General features: G+C 41.8%; 17 protein-coding genes. 13 read left to right on the top strand and 4 right to left on the bottom strand.

Features of this window, described 5'->3' with window-relative positions:
• Positions 1-7: 7 nt before the first annotated feature.
• Complete coding sequence (locus J4E06_RS03530) at positions 8-733, bottom strand: metallophosphoesterase (protein WP_349522661.1); 726 nt, start codon at positions 731-733, stop codon at positions 8-10.
• Between the two features lie 152 nt (positions 734-885).
• Here J4E06_RS03530 and J4E06_RS03525 point away from each other — a divergent pair, with 152 nt between their 5' ends.
• Both J4E06_RS03525 and J4E06_RS03520 read left to right on the top strand, forming a co-directional pair.
• A complete protein-coding gene (locus tag J4E06_RS03525; protein ID WP_349522660.1) occupies positions 886-1830 on the top strand; it encodes a carbohydrate kinase family protein in 945 nt (314 codons plus the stop codon).
• Positions 1831-3750, top strand: coding sequence for an amylosucrase (locus J4E06_RS03520; RefSeq protein ID WP_349522659.1), 1920 nt, complete (start codon positions 1831-1833; stop codon positions 3748-3750).
• Here J4E06_RS03520 and J4E06_RS03515 read toward each other — a convergent pair.
• The 3 genes from J4E06_RS03515 to J4E06_RS03505 all read right to left on the bottom strand — a co-directional run bounded on the left by J4E06_RS03515 (position 3747) and on the right by J4E06_RS03505 (position 6705).
• Positions 3747-4883 (bottom strand): ATP-binding protein, encoded by a 1137-nt coding sequence (locus J4E06_RS03515; protein ID WP_349522658.1) that lies wholly within the window; start codon positions 4881-4883, stop codon positions 3747-3749. The two genes, J4E06_RS03520 and J4E06_RS03515, sit on opposite strands and share 4 nt — an antisense overlap.
• 177 nt (positions 4884-5060) lie before the next feature.
• Positions 5061-5819 carry an SDR family NAD(P)-dependent oxidoreductase gene (locus J4E06_RS03510; RefSeq protein ID WP_349522657.1) on the bottom strand — a complete coding sequence of 253 codons (759 nt, stop codon included), beginning with the start codon at positions 5817-5819 and terminating at the stop codon, positions 5061-5063.
• Positions 5820-5832: 13 nt separating this feature from the next.
• Positions 5833-6705, bottom strand: coding sequence for an aldo/keto reductase (locus tag J4E06_RS03505; protein WP_349522656.1), 873 nt, complete (start codon positions 6703-6705; stop codon positions 5833-5835).
• Between the two features lie 159 nt (positions 6706-6864).
• Here J4E06_RS03505 and J4E06_RS03500 point away from each other — a divergent pair, with 159 nt between their 5' ends.
• The 11 genes from J4E06_RS03500 to J4E06_RS03450 all read left to right on the top strand — a co-directional run bounded on the left by J4E06_RS03500 (position 6865) and on the right by J4E06_RS03450 (position 18624).
• On the top strand, positions 6865-7866 hold the full coding sequence (locus J4E06_RS03500) for an AAA family ATPase (protein ID WP_349522655.1): 1002 nt from the start codon (positions 6865-6867) through the stop codon (positions 7864-7866).
• Positions 7867-7938: 72 nt separating this feature from the next.
• Positions 7939-8805 carry a DUF58 domain-containing protein gene (locus J4E06_RS03495; protein ID WP_349522654.1) on the top strand — a complete coding sequence of 289 codons (867 nt, stop codon included), beginning with the start codon at positions 7939-7941 and terminating at the stop codon, positions 8803-8805.
• A complete protein-coding gene (locus tag J4E06_RS03490) occupies positions 8805-10466 on the top strand; it encodes a hypothetical protein (protein WP_502877332.1) in 1662 nt (553 codons plus the stop codon). The genes J4E06_RS03495 and J4E06_RS03490 overlap by 1 nt, the downstream gene beginning before the upstream one ends.
• Entirely contained in the window at positions 10467-11465 is a 999-nt protein-coding gene (locus tag J4E06_RS03485) for a vWA domain-containing protein (RefSeq protein WP_349522652.1), read from the top strand.
• Positions 11466-11468: 3 nt separating this feature from the next.
• Complete coding sequence (locus tag J4E06_RS03480; RefSeq protein ID WP_349522651.1) at positions 11469-12521, top strand: VWA domain-containing protein; 1053 nt, start codon at positions 11469-11471, stop codon at positions 12519-12521.
• Entirely contained in the window at positions 12508-13401 is an 894-nt protein-coding gene (locus tag J4E06_RS03475) for a tetratricopeptide repeat protein (protein ID WP_349522650.1), read from the top strand. Before J4E06_RS03480 ends, J4E06_RS03475 begins: the two co-directional genes overlap by 14 nt.
• The gene (locus J4E06_RS03470) at positions 13401-15188 is read left to right on the top strand and encodes a BatD family protein (protein WP_349522649.1); all 1788 of its coding nucleotides are present in this window, start codon (positions 13401-13403) and stop codon (positions 15186-15188) included. The genes J4E06_RS03475 and J4E06_RS03470 overlap by 1 nt, the downstream gene beginning before the upstream one ends.
• A gap of 2 nt (positions 15189-15190) precedes the next feature.
• Entirely contained in the window at positions 15191-15949 is a 759-nt protein-coding gene (locus tag J4E06_RS03465; RefSeq protein WP_349522648.1) for an SH3 domain-containing protein, read from the top strand.
• 57 nt (positions 15950-16006) lie between these two features.
• A complete protein-coding gene (locus J4E06_RS03460) occupies positions 16007-16315 on the top strand; it encodes a hypothetical protein (protein WP_349522647.1) in 309 nt (102 codons plus the stop codon).
• A gap of 88 nt (positions 16316-16403) precedes the next feature.
• Positions 16404-17987, top strand: a complete 1584-nt coding sequence (locus tag J4E06_RS03455) for a SulP family inorganic anion transporter (RefSeq protein WP_349522646.1) — start codon at positions 16404-16406, stop codon at positions 17985-17987.
• Between the two features lie 10 nt (positions 17988-17997).
• The gene (locus J4E06_RS03450; protein ID WP_349522645.1) at positions 17998-18624 is read left to right on the top strand and encodes a carbonic anhydrase family protein; all 627 of its coding nucleotides are present in this window, start codon (positions 17998-18000) and stop codon (positions 18622-18624) included.
• The last annotated feature ends 113 nt before the right edge of the window (positions 18625-18737 follow it).

Below are 18737 nucleotides of genomic sequence, written 5' to 3'. Positions count from 1 at the left end.
AATTCTCTTAATTTCTTCCTCTTTCGCCAGGGTAAAAGGTAAAAACAGGGTCACTTTGCCAATATTCTTTGGATTCTACGTCCATCATCGTCAATCCCCCCTTAAATGCAGCCCCGGTATCCACGTTCCAAACATTGGCCCTTTTTTGGGGCTCCACAAACGCTGTTTTCGATAATGGGGTATGGCCAATGTAAACTTCCTTGTAATGAGTCAATCTTTTGGGAAACTTAGGGTCCGAAGGTTCTAAATTGCGATCCATTGCCGTAGCAAGCTCCCATAATGTTCGATCCCAATAAAAGGTTTGTTCAAAATATTCATAATCTATTCCTTTGAGATTGGTATAGCCTGCATGCAAATACAAACGGTTGTCATCGGTGAGGTGATAATTCTTTAATTCCCTATAAAATTTAAGATGCTCTTCCCATTTTTCCCTGTCTGCATTCAAGTAGGATTCCCTTGTTGCTTTTCCACCATGAGCCAACCATTGTGGATTCTCTTTTTGGTCCATCAACCAAGCTCGGCAAAGCTCGTCGTGGTTGCCGCGGATAAAAGTGCAACGGTATTCTCGTTGAAGCCGGATTAAATAGTCAACGGTCTCAACGGCCGTGCTCCAAGCATCTACATAATCTCCTAAAAATATAATATGATCTTTGGAGGTAACCTTGGCTTTGTTGATCAATTGTTCCAAAGCCCTCACCCCAGAATGGATGTCGCCCACTACGAGTGTCCGCATAGAAAAGTTTTTAGCAAAATTACACACAAATGCTTGGCCCGTGAAAAATCATTGCTGCTTTATAACGCATTTAACCTATAATTTAAATTAACCTAACTGTTTTTTTGGACATGGTACATTTTTCTATGTACCTTAGAATATTCCGAAAACCTATGAAAAAAGTATACTGCATTGGGGAATTATTGATCGATTTTGTTGCTGAAAAGCAGGGAAGCGACCTGTCCAAAGCAAATGAGTTTACCAAAAAAGCTGGTGGTGCACCGGCCAATGTGGCCTGTGCGATATCCAAATTGGGAGGAAACGGAGTTTTTATTGGTTGTGTTGGCAAAGACCCCTTCGGTAAATTTCTTTTGGAGACCTTAAAAAGAGAAGGCGTTGATATATCACTGGCGCAATTATCGGACACTTTTACGACCTTGGCCTTTGTTTCCATTGCGGAAGATGGAGAACGTGATTTTGTTTTTAGCAGAGGGGCGGACAAGGAATTAAAATACAATCCCGCTCTTAGAAAAAATCTATCCGGAAACATTCTTCATTTAGGCGCTGCCACCGCTCTACTGGGAGGTCCCTTGGAAAAAACATACGCCAAATACCTGTTTGATGGCCTTACCAAAGAAATGTTCATCTGTTTTGATCCCAATTTTAGAAGCGACCTATGGAAGGATGATGAGGAAACATTCGTAAAAAAATGTATGCCTTTCGTGGAGAAATCACATTTGTGCAAGTTTAGCCTAGAGGAAGCTCAACTTCTATCCGGAAAAGAAGATCTGAACGAAGCTTGTGATAAATTGCATAAGGTTGGAACAAAAATCATTGCCGTGACTTTGGGGAAAGACGGAACCCTTCTAAGTATGAACGGAACCAAAAAAACAATCCCAAGTGTACCAGTAAGCCCAATCGATACTACGGGTGCTGGAGATGCTTTTATCGGGTGTTTGTTATATCAAATTTCCGATTTGGGCAGTTTTGACCCTGTTTTGGAGGATTTTGAACTACTGGAAAAAATGGTTGCCAAAGCAAATAAGGCCGGAGCCATAACCACTACCAATTATGGTGCGATTGTAGCCTTGCCCACAAAGGAACAGCTCGAAAAATAAATGAACCAAGCCAGCTTACATAGACTACTTTCACAAAAAGGCAAGGACAGCAAGGAACTCTTTGACCTACGATTGGCCACCAACCTGACCCTGATTCAAAAACAGTTTTTTTCCCTGTATCCTGAAGAGCGTCACGAGAAAAATTTTAAAAAATTGTTGCAACTTCTGCCCAAATTGTATTTGGAAAGACCCGAAGCGTTGCGGAATCAAGATTTGCAGCGATTAAAATCGGGCAATTGGTACCAGTCCGAGAAAATCGTGGGCATGCAATTGTATGTGGAGCATTTCAATAAAGACCTAAAAGGGCTGCAAGAAAAAATACCCTACTTTAAAAAACTGGGGGTAAACTTTTTGCACCTTATGCCCATTACTACCAGACCCAAAGGAGAAAGTGATGGCGGTTATGCGGTGAACAGCTACCTTGAAGTGGATAAAAAGTATGGTTCCAAGAAAGATTTACTGGAGCTCACCTCAGCTTTACGTAAAAACGGTATTTATTTGATGCTCGATTTTGTGGTCAATCACACTTCAAATGAATTTTCTTGGGCCAAAAAGGCCATTAAGGGCGATAAAAAATACCAAAACTACTATTATACTTATGAGGATTTCACTATCCCGGCCGAATTTGAAAAAACTTTGCCAGAAGTCTTCCCGGAAACCTCTCCTGGCAACTTCACCTATATCCCCGAAATGGAAAAATGGGTGATGACCGTTTTCAATAGCTACCAATGGGACCTCAACTATACCAACCCCGAAGTATTTTTGGAGATGCTCGCCAATTTGGTAAAGTTAACGGATTTGGGCGTGGATGTAGTTCGTTTTGATGCGCTCGCCTTTCTTTGGAAAAAAATCGGGACGATTTCCCAAAACCTTCCCGAGGCCCACAATCTTATTTCCTTGTTCAGGATGTGTCTACAAGTAGTGGCCCCAGGATCCATTTTATTGGCCGAGGCCATTGTGGCACCCACGAACATTGTAAAATATTTTGGGGAAAGCGAAAAACGGGGCAACGAATGCGAAGTGGCCTACAATGCATCATTGATGGCACTTTTATGGAATTCCATTGCCACGAAGAAAACACAATTGCTCTATAAAAGTTTGATGCACGTCCCTCCCAAACCCAAGGATTGTACTTGGATCAACTACATCCGTTGCCACGATGATATTGGTCTGGGATACGAAAACCATCTCATCCAAGAATTGGGCTGGAATCCAGAAATGCACCGTAAATTTTTGTTGGACTACTATTGCCAACGATTGGATTGGTCCCCGGCAAAAGGCATGCTTTTTATGTACAACCCAAAAACTGGAGACGGCCGCATAACGGGAAGTGCAGCTTCTTTGTTGGGGCTTGAGAAGGCCATCGCAACAAAAAATGATGATTTGATAAAAGAATCGGTAAATAAAATCATAATGCTGCATGGAATAACCTTGGCCTTTGAGGGTATCCCCCTGATTTATGCCGGGGATGAAATCGGCACTTTAAACGACTACTCCTTTCAGAATGATGCATCCAAAAAAGGGGACAGCCGATGGGTAAACCGACCGAGGCAAGATTGGGAAACCATTTCAAAATTGGAGAAAGAGGATTCCCCTCAATCGGCAATATTTCGCACGCTTCAAAAGCTCATCAAAATAAGAAAGGAAAATACGGTTTTTGCCGACCACAACAATCTGGAGATTTACCACACGGGGAACGACCACATTCTTTCTTTAGAAAGAACGCACGATGACAAAAGGCTATTGGTGATTTGCAATTTTGATGAAAACCCACAGGTAATTGACAGCAGTTGGATCAAAAAACTGGGGTATTTTAGCAATGGTGAGCCCATGGATTTGGTGTCGGCCGAAAAAATAGCATTGAACAGTGCCCTTTTGGAAGTGATGCCTTATCAAATGCTTTGGCTGATGAAATCCTAGGCGTACCTAACTTTTCTCAGAATCCGTTGTGACTCCTTCAAGGATTGATACACGTGGCTATCATATGCCTTGAGCAGTGCACGCGACCCATCCATTTTGTCCTTCGCCTCTTCAAAACCGTTCAAATAACAAATAAGATAAGTTGCCGGTAGGTGCGTAATATCGGTATGTTCCGAATCGGTCAAGGGAATATGGTTTTCCAATTTTTTAAGCAACGCATTATTGGAATTGTATACGTGATAAAGGGTTTTTTTATCAAATTGTGGCGGCTCAAATATTAATTCACTGTTGATGGTGTACTTGCCATTGTCTGAAAATGTGATGACCACTTCTTCCAAGGGATAATATTTTTGTTGCGAGCCCAAACCCAGTTGCACATATTCCAAGGTTTTAAATGAATCTTCATCGTGCTCAATAGTGATTTCATCCAAAGCGGAATAGAACAACTTTACCTGTTCGTTGATGAGTTCTATGTCCACTCTCGAATAATAGACCTTGCCCTTCACCTTTTTCTTGTTTCCGGCCCAGCAGACCACAAATTGCTCCTTAAATACTTTATAATCGCTGGTAAGATCGGGGTGCCGGGTATTAAAAAACTGCATCACGGCATCCAGGGTAAGTTCAATGTTGTTTCGGGCGTGCTGCTCAATAGTGGCCACCTTGTCGGAATTGATGTCCTTCAACTCAATATCAAAAGCTTTGGGCAGGCTGATACTTCCCTCTCGGAAGAAAACCGCACCTCCATAATACTTCCAAATATTCTTCCGAAGGGCACAGACCTTACCATTGGACCTGATAGTGACCAGACCAACTACTTTGCCTTCGGGCAAATGCGGAAATGGAATGTTTTCGTAGGAAATCAAAGGGGGATTGTCCAGATAGGCATTGACGAGGTTCTGTATTTTGCTGTCATCAAAAAAATCGACGCCAACAATGGTATTGTCCTCATCCTCCACGCCGATCACGATAAAGGAATTGTTCTTTGGATTGCTGTTGGCCAAGGCACAGACATGCTTTAAAAACTTGGCCTTGCCTTCTTTTTCACCAATGGATATAAAACGCTTTTTGTCGTAAAAACTATTCTCGTCGTTGTGGGCCAAAAGGTTTTTTACGAGTAGGCGTTTGTTGATCATATTTTAAGGTTTCGAGATTTTATAAACCAAAGAAAAATTCGTCATTTCGAGTGGTTTTTTGAACCTAAGTTCAAAAAAATGTATCCAGAATAGAATTTTTAATCGTACAAACCTTGTTCTCGATACTTTTTCCTTCAGAAAAAACTCGAACTGACGGTTTTGACCTTTAAACATCAACTATGAACCATTTTTGTTGACAATCGTGCTGCTGGCCTGTGCAGTGGGCATCACCACAAGGTCGGCAATGTTCACATGGTAAGGACGCGTGACAACAAACAGAATGATATCCGCAATATCTTCCGGTTTTAAGGGCTGAAAGCCTTTGTACACTTTGGAAGCTTTTTCCGTATCGCCCTTAAACCTAACATCGCTGAATTCCGTTTCTACCAGGCCGGGGTTTACGGCCCCAACTCGTATGCCATAGGCATTTAAGTCGATTCGCATTCCTTGGTTGATGGCATCCACAGCGTGCTTACTGGCACAATACACATTTCCGTTTGGGTAAACTTCCTTGCCTGCCGTAGACCCAATGTTGATAATATGCCCCGATTTGCGCGCTACCATTTGGGGAATAACGGCCTTGGACATGTACAACAATCCTTTGACGTTAATGTCCAACATCGCATCCCAATCGTCAGGGCTACCTTTATCAATTGGGTCCAAGCCGTGTGCATTCCCCGCATTGTTGACCAAGATATCGATTTCTGAAAATTCCCTGGGCAAACTTTCAATGGCCGAGAATACGTCCTCACGATTTCTCACATCAAAATTGAGTGTAAAAATCGCCGTATCCCTGCCCAGTTCGTTCTTAAGTTGGTTCAAACGCTCTTCCCTGCGACCACAAAGAATCAAATTGATTCCTTGCTCTGCAAAAAGTTCAGCAGTTGCCTTTCCTATGCCGCTTGTAGCTCCTGTAATTAATGCTGTTTTTTCCACTTTTCATTCTTTACTAGGGAACATCATGCCCTTGACCTGCCACCAAAAGGGCGAACCAATCCTGAAGTTCCAATTCTATTTTGCTGGCCTTTGCAGCCAATGCTATTCTTTTTTTGTTTGTGGTCCCAATAACCGGATACACTTTTGCGGGATGTTTTAAAATCCAAGCCAAAAGCAACTGACTCTCTTCAGCATCATACTTCTCCATCAAAGGTCCCATAGCCTCTTTTATCCGTGTCACTTGTTCATCATCCTCCCTAAAAAATGTTCCCAAAGGGCTCCATGCCATCGCCATTTTTTTAGTGGCTATACAATCATCAAAAGTACCATCGTACATAGGGCCGTGATGTGTCAGCGAAAATTCTACTTGGTTTCCTTCAACAGGTATAGCAGTTTCCAACATGGCCACTTGTGATGGTGTAAAATTGGATACCCCAAACCGTTTTATTTTTCCGCTTTGCAGCAATTGCTGTGCAGCTTCCGCCATCTCTTCGGGTTCCATCAGCGGACTTGGTCTGTGCATCAAAAAAAAGTCCAGATAATCTGTTTTCAACTTTTTTAGAGATTGCTCTGCGGACCAAATGATGTAATCCTTGTCGTACTGATAATGATTAATTTGATTATCCCTGCCACGAGTCATTTGAATACCGCATTTGGTGATCAATTGGATGTCCTCTCTCTTGATTCCACTATCCCCAAAAGCCTTACCAAAATCCGATTCGGTAGAATAGCTCCCATAAATATCGGCATGGTCAAACGTGGTAAGCCCACAGGCTATGCTGTGGTGCATCAATTCAATCATTTCTTTTTTGGAAAGTTTTTTGCCCCAACTTCCCCATGTCATCGCTCCCGATATAATGCGGGAAAATTTCGTTGTCTGTTTCATAAGCGCTTAAAGTATAAAATTAAACCCTTAAATCCTTCATAAAACTAGGGGTTTAGCGTTTTTTTTAACCATTAATTAACAGCTAGGTTTTAAATAAATTTTCATTTTGCACACCTTAGAAAAAACCCCGACATTAACACCAAACAATAAAAGTATATAATGGAAGAAAACACTACTATTGATATTAGTGCTGTGAATGAAAAAATCGCCAAGGAAAGCGCTTTTATTGACCTTTTGACTGTTGAAATGAACAAGGCCATCGTAGGGCAGACCCATATGGTGGAGCGCTTACTGATAGGTCTTTTGGGAAAAGGTCACATTCTACTTGAAGGTGTTCCAGGACTCGCAAAAACATTGGCTATCAACACCTTGGCCAAAGCTGTTAAAGGAAGTTTTAGCAGAATACAGTTTACACCAGATCTTTTGCCAGCCGATGTGGTGGGAACACTCATTTACAATATTAAAGAGAACGATTTCTCCATTAAAAAAGGGCCTATTTTCGCCAATTTTGTTTTGGCAGATGAAATCAACAGAGCTCCCGCAAAAGTACAATCAGCACTTTTAGAGGCCATGCAGGAAAAGCAGGTAACCATTGGTGACGAAACATTTATTTTAGATGCCCCATTTTTGGTAATGGCCACCCAAAACCCAGTGGAACAAGAAGGTACTTACCCGCTTCCCGAGGCACAGGTGGACCGTTTTATGTTGAAGACCGTCATCGACTATCCAAAATTGAACGAGGAACAACTGATCATCCGTCAAAACCTGAAAGGTGCGACCGAAACCGTAAACCCTGTGGTTTCTTTAGAGCAGATCCTAAGAGCCCAAGAAACCGTTGGCGAGGTCTATATGGACGAAAAAATTGAAAAATATATACTCGACCTCATTTTCGCTACGCGATACCCAGAAAAATATAATTTGGAAAGCTTGAAGCCACTTATCAGTTTTGGTGCTTCTCCAAGGGGTAGTATCAACTTGGCCAAAGCGTCCAAGTGTTATGCATTCATCAAGCGAAGAGGTTATGTGGTTCCCGAAGATGTTAGGGCTGTGGTGCACGATGTACTGCGTCATAGAATCGGAATCACCTACGAGGCCGAGGCTGAAAATATTACTTCCGAAGAAATCATCAACAAGATTGTAAACGAGGTAGAGGTGCCTTAGCGGTTCAATGTTTATCGGAATATAAGTAGCAATACTTTTAACCAACCCGAAAACCTATTTTTTTTGAACCAAATGGATACAAAGGAACTACTAAAGAAAGTACGCAAAATTGAAATTAAGACCCGACGTCTTTCCGACCATATTTTTGGTGGGGAATACCACTCTACGTTCAAAGGTCGGGGGATGACGTTCAGCGAAGTACGCCAGTATCAGTTTGGAGATGATGTACGGAGTATTGATTGGAACGTTACCGCGCGCTACAATGAGCCTTATGTAAAGGTTTTTGAAGAAGAGCGCGAACTCACGATGATGTTGATGGTCGACGTGAGTGGGTCAGAACTTTTCGGTACGTCCAATCAGTTCAAAAAAGAAATCATCACAGAGATTTCAGCCACGCTCGCATTTTCTGCGCTTCAGAACAACGATAAAGTAGGTTTGATCCTATTTTCCGATAAAGTAGAGCTTTATATCCCGCCTAAAAAAGGAAAAAGCCACGTACTTAGAATTATTAGGGAATTATTGGAGTTCCATCCAAAAAGTAGTGAAACCAATCTTGCAGAGGCATTGAAGTTCCTGACCAACGTGATGAAGAAGAAGGCCATTGTTTTTGTGCTTTCCGATTTTATCGCAGACGACTACGAGAACACGCTCCGTATCGTTGGCAACAAACACGATGTAACGGGAATCAGGGTATACGACGAACGCGAGGAGGCCATCCCAAACTTGGGAATGGTACAAATGCAAGATGCCGAAACGGGTGAGGTTCAGTTGGTGAACACCCAATCCAAACAGGTGAGGTCTGCTTACGGGCAACATTACAAAGACAAGGTCGCCTACTTCAGTAATTCCTTCAATAAGTCAGGATGTGGCGTAATCAATTGTCGAGCAGACGAAAGTTATGTAAAGAAACTATTGGGGTATTTTAAACGAAGGGGATAATGCGAATGGATGGTCTACATATAATACAAGGTAAAAGAAAGCTCCAAAGTGCATGGATGGGGCTACTATTTCTATTGTTGATGACCACATCCGGTTTTTCGCAAACAGGCCCCAAGGTAAGTGCCAAAGTGGATACCCTGGACATCAAAATAGGAGAGCAAATCCAATACAAAATTACCGTTGAAACAGATTCCACCGATGTGGTTTTCTTTCCGGAAGGCCAAACTTTTTCCCCGCTGGAAACTGTAGAGGCCATTATGGCCGACACCCTAAAAAACGACAACAAGGTCATTCTTCAAAAAATATACTCCCTAACGCAATTTGATAGTGGCGCGTACACCATTCCACCGCAGCGCATTGCCATTAACGAGCAACCGTTCTTTACGGATTCTTTTCAGGTGAAAGTGGCGGATGTGGTCGTAGATACCACGAAACAAAAAATGTACGACATTAAACCTCTAATTGAAGTAGAGCGAAGTACCGCCGATATGTGGCTCACAGCACTTTGGATTCTTTTGGGGTTGATTGTAGCCGGCGAATTGGTCTATTGGTTCTTTTTACGTAAAAAACCCCTGACCGAAGAGGAAAAAGTTGCGTTGCTTCCTCCTTATGACCGAGCCATTATAGAACTTAAAAAGCTGGAGAACTCCAAATACCTTATCCAGGACGAGTACAAGCAATACTACTCCGAACTTACCGATATTGTACGGTCCTATTTGGAAGAAGATGTAAACGTTACCGCAATGGAGAGTACCACTTCCGAGCTCATTACCAAACTGGAAATGTTACGGGATGCTGGAGAGCTTAAATTGGAAGATGACACCATTAAACAATTTCGAGAAATATTACAGACGGCCGATTTGGTAAAATTTGCCAAAAACAAACCAGCCACATCCATTGCAGAACAAGACAGGAAGTTGGTCGAAGAAATTGTGACCAAAACCCACGAAGGACTTCCAGAACCGACCGAAGAAGATCTATTGTTGGATGAAGAATATTTGGAAGAACTGGCCAAGAAAAAACGACGTAAAAGAATATACTGGGCTGCAGCCATTTTTGCGGGGATTATTGTTTTGGGCGGTATTGGTTCAACCATTTATTTTGGGACCAAAAAGGTTAGTGACACCGTTTTTGGTTACCCCACCAAAGACCTATTGGAGAGTGAATGGGTAGCCAGTTCCTACGGTTTTCCTCCCATTCAAATTGAAACTCCCGAGGTTCTGGTGCGGCAGGAATTGGAGCTACCCAAAGAAACCGAGGAGCTGATCAAGGAACTTCAGGCGTTCTCATACGGTAGCTATGTGGGCATCTTTTCGGTGAGCACAAGTTCCATCACGTTCAAAGAGCAAAAAGAAGAACCTCAATTTGAGGCGGTAATCGGGTCCACGCTGACCAATTTTGAACAATTGGGACTAAAGAATATCATTACCAAACAAGAAGAATTTGTGACCCAATCCGGTGTAAAAGGCATGAAAACCTATGGCACGGGAACTCTGGAAAGACCTAATGGAGATTCCAAAAGAGCCAAGTACAACATTCTCACTTTTGGTGGTAAAGGTTTTGTCCAACAAGTGGTAATCACTTGGGAAGAGGACGATGAATATGCAGAACAGATCGTTAATCGGATTTTAGGAAGTCTGGACGTAAAAACACAAGTGTAAATGTTTGAGAATATAGAATTTGCAAATCCTGAATTTTTCTGGCTGCTCCTTTTGCTGCCATTGGCTTTGCTATGGTATGTTTTCAAACGCAAAAATGAAATGGCTTCCCTGCGTATTTCTAGCATCAAAGGGTTTACGGTAACAAGTTGGGCTTCAAAATTAAAACCCGTACTGTTCGGAATCCGATTGTTGGCTTTAGCAGCTATCATAACGGCACTGGCACGACCTCAAACGGAAGATATTTCAACTCGGACAAAAACCACGAAAGGTATCGACATTGTAATGGCCATCGATGTATCATCCAGTATGTTGGCCCGCGATTTAAAGCCCAACCGATTGACTGCCCTAAAAGAGGTGGCAGCGGATTTTATCGATGGACGACCCAACGACCGTATCGGTTTGGTAAGCTATGCGGCCGAAAGCTACACCAAAACCCCGATTACCAGCGACAAAGCAATTGTATTGAACGCTTTGGAGGAAATCACATATGGCCTATTGGAAGACGGTACCGCCATAGGAATGGGACTGGCCACTTCGGTAAACCGCCTAAAAGAAAGCAAGGCCATCAGTAAAGTTATCATTCTTTTAACGGACGGTGTCAATAATTCTGGCTTTATTGAACCTAGAACCGCTGCCGACCTTGCCGTAGAGTTCGGGATCAAAACATACACTATTGGTCTAGGAACCAACGGAAATGCATTGTCTCCCATCGCGTACAACAGGGATGGTTCCTATAGATATGGTATGCGACAAGTTGAGATTGATGAGGAATTGCTAAAGGAAATTGCGGAAGTGACCGGGGGAAAATATTTCCGTGCCACCGACAATGAATCCCTGGAGGACATTTATGATGAAATCAACAAATTGGAAAAAACAGAAATAGAAGAATTTAAATATTACAAGTACGAGGAAAAATTTAGACCATTGATTTTCTTGGCAGGAATTTTATTGTTGTTGGAATGGGGATTGCGAAATTCCATATTTAAAAGTTTTATTTAGCGAATGATTCAGTTTGACGAAAAAATATATTTCTACCTCTTGGCCATAATTCCGATAATGGCCCTGGCGTTCTTTTTTCTTCAACTCTGGAAGCGAAAAACCCAAAAACGTTTTGCAGATTCAAATCTGTTGAGGCGTTTAGCACCCAATAGATCCAGTTTTAAATCCACCGTAAAATTGGTTTTTTTATTAGCAGGCCTTGCTTTTTTGGTGTTGGGGTTGGTCAATCCTAAAATAGGTACAAAACTGGAAACCGTAAAACGTGAAGGTGTGGATATTGTATTCGCTATCGATGTTTCCAAGAGTATGCTCGCAGAAGACATTGCTCCGAACCGTTTGGAAAAATCCAAACGTATCGTTTCGGAAATAATCAATCAATTGGCCAGTGATCGTATCGGAATAATTGCCTACGCTGGGCAGGCATATCCACAATTGCCTATTACCACAGATTATGGAGCTGCCAAAATGTTCCTACAGAGTATGAATACGGATATGCTCTCATCCCAAGGAACCGCCATTAACGCTGCCATAGATCTGGCTAGCACCTATTACGATGACTCCCAGCAGACCAATAGAGTCCTTTTTATTGTTTCTGATGGAGAAGACCACTCCGAGAGTTCAACCATAAACGCAGTTGAGAAAGCCACGCAAAACGGAATCCGTTTGTACACCATAGGTGTTGGCAAAGCAAAAGGGGCTCCAATTCCAATCAAACGAAATGGAATTGTAGAAAGTTTGAAGAAGGACAACCAGGGCGAGGTGGTAATCACCAAGCTGAACGAAAGCATTTTAACAGAAATAGCCAATAGGGGCAATGGCGAATATATTGATGGTTCCAACACGGAAAATGCCGTGGAATTCATCAAAGAAGAGCTGAACCGAATGGACAAAACAGAATTTGAAGCCAAACAATTTGCGGAATATAAGGACCAATTTCAGTGGTTCCTCGCCGCTGGCTTTTTATTTTTATTTTTGGACATTTTTATTTTGGACAGGAAAACACAATGGTTGAAAAAACTGAATCTTTTTAATGAGTATGACGATGACCAAGATTAAGTTGCTATTTGGACTATTGCTATGTTTTGGCGCAGTCCAAGCACAGGACGACATTACCGAACAAGCAAACAAAGAAGCGGAGAAAGCACTACAAGCCTCTACAAATATTACTTATGAGGCCAACGATAAACTTACCTCCAACGATTTTGTTACCGCCGAGGCCGATTACAGAAGGGCCATATCCAAGAGCAATAAAAATGCCGCTGCGAGATTTAACCTAGGTAACGCCTATTACAACAGGGAAAGTTTTGGGGAAGCATTTGGACGCTATAAAGAAGCCGGAGAAGCCGCCGAAGAGAAGGGAGATAAGCACAAAGCCTTTCACAATATGGGCAACGTCTTCATGAAGAACAAAGAATACGAAAAAGCGGTAGAAGCCTATAAACAAGCGTTACGTAGCGATCCTAATGACGACGAGACCCGTTACAACCTTGCCTTGGCCAAAAAAATGCTGGAAAAACAACAAGACGAGCAAAAGAACGACCAGAATCAGGACGATCAAGACAAGAAAGACCAAGAAAACGAAGACAAGGACAAAAACCAAGATCAAAACAACGAAGGAGGCGATAACGAGAAGAAGGACGAGGGCGAACAGAACGAAGACGAAAACAAAGATAAAGGCAATCAGGGAGACAATGGAGAAGACAAGCCCAAGGAAAACCAAGAAGGCGATGGTGACAAGAAGAAAGAGCAAGAGAAAAAGCCGAATGAAGGTGACCAGCCTGAAGATAAAAAACAACAGCCTAGACCCAATCAATTGTCTGAACAACAGATTCAGAATTTGCTAGAGGCCATGCAGAACGAAGAGAAAAAAGTGCAGGAAAAAATGGAGGCCCGAAAAGTTCGCGGCAAGAAAATTAAAAACGAGAAGGACTGGTAATGAAAGTGTTAAAGGGCAACATATTGTTCATGATGGTAATGTTACTCTTTACGGGGCTGCATTCCCATGCCCAAGATGATGCTGAAGAGATTACTTTTACCATGAACCTGAGCAAAGAGGAACTAGGTCTAAACGAACGTCTTCGTGTGGATTTTACCATGAACAAAGATGGCGATAACTTTAAGCCGCCACAGTTCAATGGCTTTAACGTGGTGATGGGGCCTTCACAATCCATAAGTTCTTCTTGGATCAATGGTAAACGTAGCTTTTCCAAAACGTACTCATATGTTCTTAAGCCCACGGCGAGAGGCAGTTTCACCATAAACCAAGCTACCATTGAGATTGATGGTCAGACCTATAAAACCACACCAAAAAAGGTGGAGGTTACCGCAGCGGTCGACAAACCCAATTCCGAAAAAACCGTGGACGATGTAGCGGATGAAAACCTACATTTGGTCGCAGAAGTTTCCAAGGGAAATCCTTATTTGAACGAAGCTGTAACGGTAGTCTACAAATTGTACGTAAGTCCAAATATAAGTGTTACCAACTACCGCCCTTTGGACAACCCTACTTACAATAACTTTTGGAGCCAAGACATTCCAGTTACCAAACACACTGCACAAAATGGGACCTACCAAGGCAAACCTTATCGATACGTGGTGTTAAAGCGCGTGGTCCTCTATCCTCAAAAAGCAGGGAGATTGGATATTGAACCACTTTCTTTGGAAATATTTGTTGATGTTCCCACTAATCGAAGAGACTTTTTTGGAGGGCGGATTTATACCTCAACGAGTAAGACCGTTTCTGCAGGTAGCAGAACAATCAATGTAAAGCCTTTGCCTGAAGCAGGAAAACCGGCAAACTTTAGCGGAGCAGTGGGGGAATTTGATTTTTCCGTGACCACGAGCAAAACACAATTGAATGCATCTGAATCATTACAGGCCGTAGTAGAAGTTTCCGGTAAAGGAAATTTAAAACTGTTCCAGCTGCCAGAACCCGAACTACCAAGCTCGTTGGAGGTGTACGACCCCGAGTATGAAGAAGGCATCAAGACTTACAGTTCAGGGATGGAAGGAAAAGTATCGAACAATTATACCATTGTACCATCCTTTCGGGGAAAATATCCCATTCCAAGTATTTCCTTCAGCTACTTCAACCCCAATACGGAGAAATATGTAACTTTAAATTCAGAAGAAATCAATATTGAGGTTATTGAAGGGCCTACGAGTGGAGCAGCCAGCGGGGTAAGTCCTTCCGCGAACAAACAAATGGTGGTGTCAACAGGCGAGCAATTTCACTTTATCAACATAAAGCCCAACTTGAGTGCCATTGGTGTTGAGCGCTTTTTTGGGTCGAAACTGTTTTTTGTCTTATTGCTAGCTCCATTATTGTTGATTCCGATAGCCATTTTCGCTTTCAAGAAAAGAGAGGCCATCGCAAGTGATGTTGTTGGCAACAAAATTAAAAGAGCCAACAAACTGGCCCGAAAGTATTTGTCTACTGCAAAAAAGGAACTTGGAAACAAAGAAGCTTTTTACGTTGCCCTGGAAAAAGGTTTGCACAATTATTTAAAAGCAAAATTGCACATAGAAACATCGGAGTTTAGCAAGGATAAAATAACAAGTATCCTCTCCGATAAAAAGGTGGAAAAAGAAGATATTGATGGGTTTATAAGCTTACTGACCAGTTGCGAAATGGCTCGATACAGCCCATTTTCCAATGTGCAGATGCAACAGGATTATGAAAAAGCAAGTGAAGTGATTTCTAATTTGGATAAGCACCTATGAGCATGAGAAAGACCGTCCTTTTAATTTGTCTCCTTTCGCTCTCTTTTGGGTTCGCCCAAAATGAAAAGCTTTTCAATGAGGCTACAGAGCTTTACAACAACGGGGAATATTCCGCGGCCATAGAGAATTACAAGGAAATTCTGAATAATGGCGAACATTCGGCCTCGCTATACTTTAATTTGGGAAACTCCTATTATAAACTGAACGCTATTGGACCCAGCATCTATTATTATGAAAAGGCATTGCTTTTAAATCCCAACAACGAGGAAATAAAAAACAACTTAAGGTTCGCTCAAAATATGAGGCTGGATGCAATCGAGGAAGTTCCAACCACCGAAATATCTAAAATTTACAAATCCGCTGTGGGCTTGTTCTCCTATGATGGATGGGCGTACTTGGCCATTGCCTTGGTGTTTTTGTTTGTTCTGGCCTATATGGCCTATTATTTTCTTAGGCCCGCCAACCAAAAGCGAGCCGCTTTTATTTCCAGTATGTTGTCGCTTGCTTTATGTGTTGTTTGTATTTTGATGGCCTATCTTAATTTTGAACAGTACAAAAACAATGACCCTGCCATCGTTTTTGGTAAAGAAGTGAACGTAACCTCCGAACCCAATATAAACAGCAATACAGTATTTACCATCCATGAGGGAACCAAAGTGAACGTTTTGGACGAACTTGACGAATGGAAAAGAATCCGCATTGCAGATGGCCAAACAGGTTGGTTGTTGGGGCGCGATATTAAGGCCTTAAAAGATTTTTAGGTATTATTTAACAAATATGTTTGGATCGTATCTTAATTTTGCTATTATTATATACTAATGCGAAAACTGGCCATACCTTTTATTTCCATCTTGATGGTGTCAATCTTATTGACAGCATCTTTTATTCCCCTTTTGGGGCAGGAATACAGTACGGCCATTATTCTAGGTTCCTCTGAAGAAGAAAGCAATAACCACGATACACTCAGCAGCAATGCTTTCGACTCTAAATACTTTATGTCAAAAAGTTTTTTTTCTACAGGGCTCTTCCTAAATCAGGATAAAAATAACAATGCATCAGGATATACATTCACTGTATTGGAATTCACCCTCGAAATTCTTGATCCTCCCCCCAGAAAGTTCAGTTAGCACCCAAATTTTATTCAATCAATTTTTATTCAACCTTCTTCTATGATAATCCTAACCTATAAATAGAAGACTAATTTTATATATCATTATGTTCAAGCATATTAAAAACGATTTACCTGCCAGTATTGTGGTCTTTTTCGTGGCATTGCCCCTTTGTTTGGGTATTGCCTTGGCCAGCGGCGCTCCCTTATTTTCGGGACTCATTGCAGGTATTGTCGGAGGAATCGTCGTAGGGGCGCTCAGTGGTTCCCAAATCGGGGTAAGTGGCCCTGCTGCAGGACTGGCAGCTATTGTACTTACCGCAATCGGTACGCTCGGAGGTTATCAAAACTTTCTGGTGGCAGTAGTCTTGGGCGGTGTTATCCAGCTTGTTTTTGGATTTTTAAAAGCTGGTATCATAGCTTATTATTTTCCATCCTCGGTTATTAAAGGGATGCTTACCGGTATTGGTATCATTATCATTTTAAAACAGATTCCCCACTTTTTTGGTTACGATGCCGACCCCGAAGGAGACTGGGCGTTTTTCCAGGTGGATGGCGAAAACACTTTTAGCGAAATTATTAATTCCATCAATTACATAAGCCCTGGGGCAACCTTGATTGCGGTTATTGGCTTCGCCATACTTATTTTGTGGAGTGCAGTACTTACCAAAAAAGCTAAAATATTTGAATTGATTCAAGGTCCATTGGTGGCAGTGGTCGTTGGAATAATTTATTTTACCGTAACTCAGGGTAACGAAACCTGGGGTATTTCAGCAGAACATTTGGTAAAGGTTCCCGTACCCGATAGTATTCAATCTTTCTTGGGCTTTTTTAGTTTTCCAAACTTCTCTGCCATCACCAATCCAGATATTTGGGTAACAGGTTTCACCATTGCCTTGGTGGCCAGTTTGGAAACCTTACTCTGCGTGGAAGCAACGGATAAATTGGACCCGGAAAAAAGAACAACGCCCACCAACCGTGAGCTTAGGGCACAAGGAGTAGGAAATATGCTTTCCGGTCTTGTTGGAGGCTTGCCCGTAACCCAGGTAATCGTTCGTAGTTCCGCGAACATACAATCTGGTGGTAAAACAAAAGCTTCCGCAATTATTCACGGATTCTTTTTGTTAGGCTCTGTAATATTGATACCTACCCTGCTCAATATGATTCCATTGTCCGTATTGGCTGCTATACTATTTATCGTAGGGTACAAATTGGCCAAGCCAAGCTTGTTCAAAACTATGTACAAAGCAGGTTGGAAACAATTTGTTCCATTTGTGGTTACCGTGGTCGGAATCGTATTTACCGATTTATTGGTCGGTATCAGTTTGGGCCTTTTGGTAGGGATCGTAGTAGTACTGATAAAAAGCTATCAAAACTCTCACTTTTTACATATTGAGGATAAAAGTGATGGAGCACACAATATAAAAATGACATTGGCGGAAGAAGTTACCTTTTTTAACAAAGGTGCCATTCTAAAAGAATTGGATAGTCTTCCAGAAAATGCTTATCTGACATTGGATGTTAGAAAAACCCGTTATCTCGACAATGATATCGTGGAAATTCTGGAAGATTTTTCCAGTAAAGCAAAAAACAGGAACATCGACATAAAAATAATCTCCGAAAAAGGTGAAGTAGAAAATCCTGATAGTTACATTGAATTCTTTAATCTTAGGCCGAAAAAAACGGCATAAAATCATAGATATGAAAGCACATACAAAAGAAACGCAAGCGACCATGTCGCCAGAAAAGGCCATCCAATTTTTAAAAGAAGGCAATGAGCGTTTTCAACAAAATTTAAAAGCAAACAGAAACCTGTTGGAACAGGTCAATGATACAAAGGACGGTCAGTTCCCGTTTGCCACCATTCTGAGCTGTATTGATTCCAGAGTTTCAGCTGAGTTGGTCTTTGATCAGGGTCTTGGTGATATTTTCAGCGTAAGGATTGCAGGAAATTTTATTAACCAAGACATTCTGGGAAGTATGGAGTTCGGTTGCAAATTGGCAGGCACAAAAGCCATTGTGGTTCTTGGGCATACCAGTTGTGGGGCAGTAAAAGGGGCTTGCGATCATGCACGTATGGGCAACCTAACTGCATTGATCAATAAAATTGAACCTGCCGTATATGCAGTAAAAGAACCCGCGGATGAGGCACTCAGAAATTCACAAAACTTAGAATTTGTGGACGCCGTTTCCATGAAAAATGTAGAAATGGCTTTGGAAAACATCAGAAACCAAAGTGTGATTTTAAAAGAAATGGAAGAAAAAGGCGAAATTGCCATAGTAGGTGCCATGTACGACATCTCGGATGGTAAAGTTACCTTTATCTAAACCAAAATAAACAATTTTGATGCAAAAGACCGGTGGTGTTCCATCGGCTTTTTTGTTTTTTACCGGTGTATATTTTGTGGTCCTTACCACAATGATTTATTTTACTGCCAAGC

Origin of the sequence: Allomuricauda sp. NFXS6, assembly GCF_040148835.1 — a bacterium.
Taxonomy (GTDB): domain Bacteria; phylum Bacteroidota; class Bacteroidia; order Flavobacteriales; family Flavobacteriaceae; genus Flagellimonas.
This window is presented reverse-complemented; position numbering and strand designations above follow the sequence as displayed.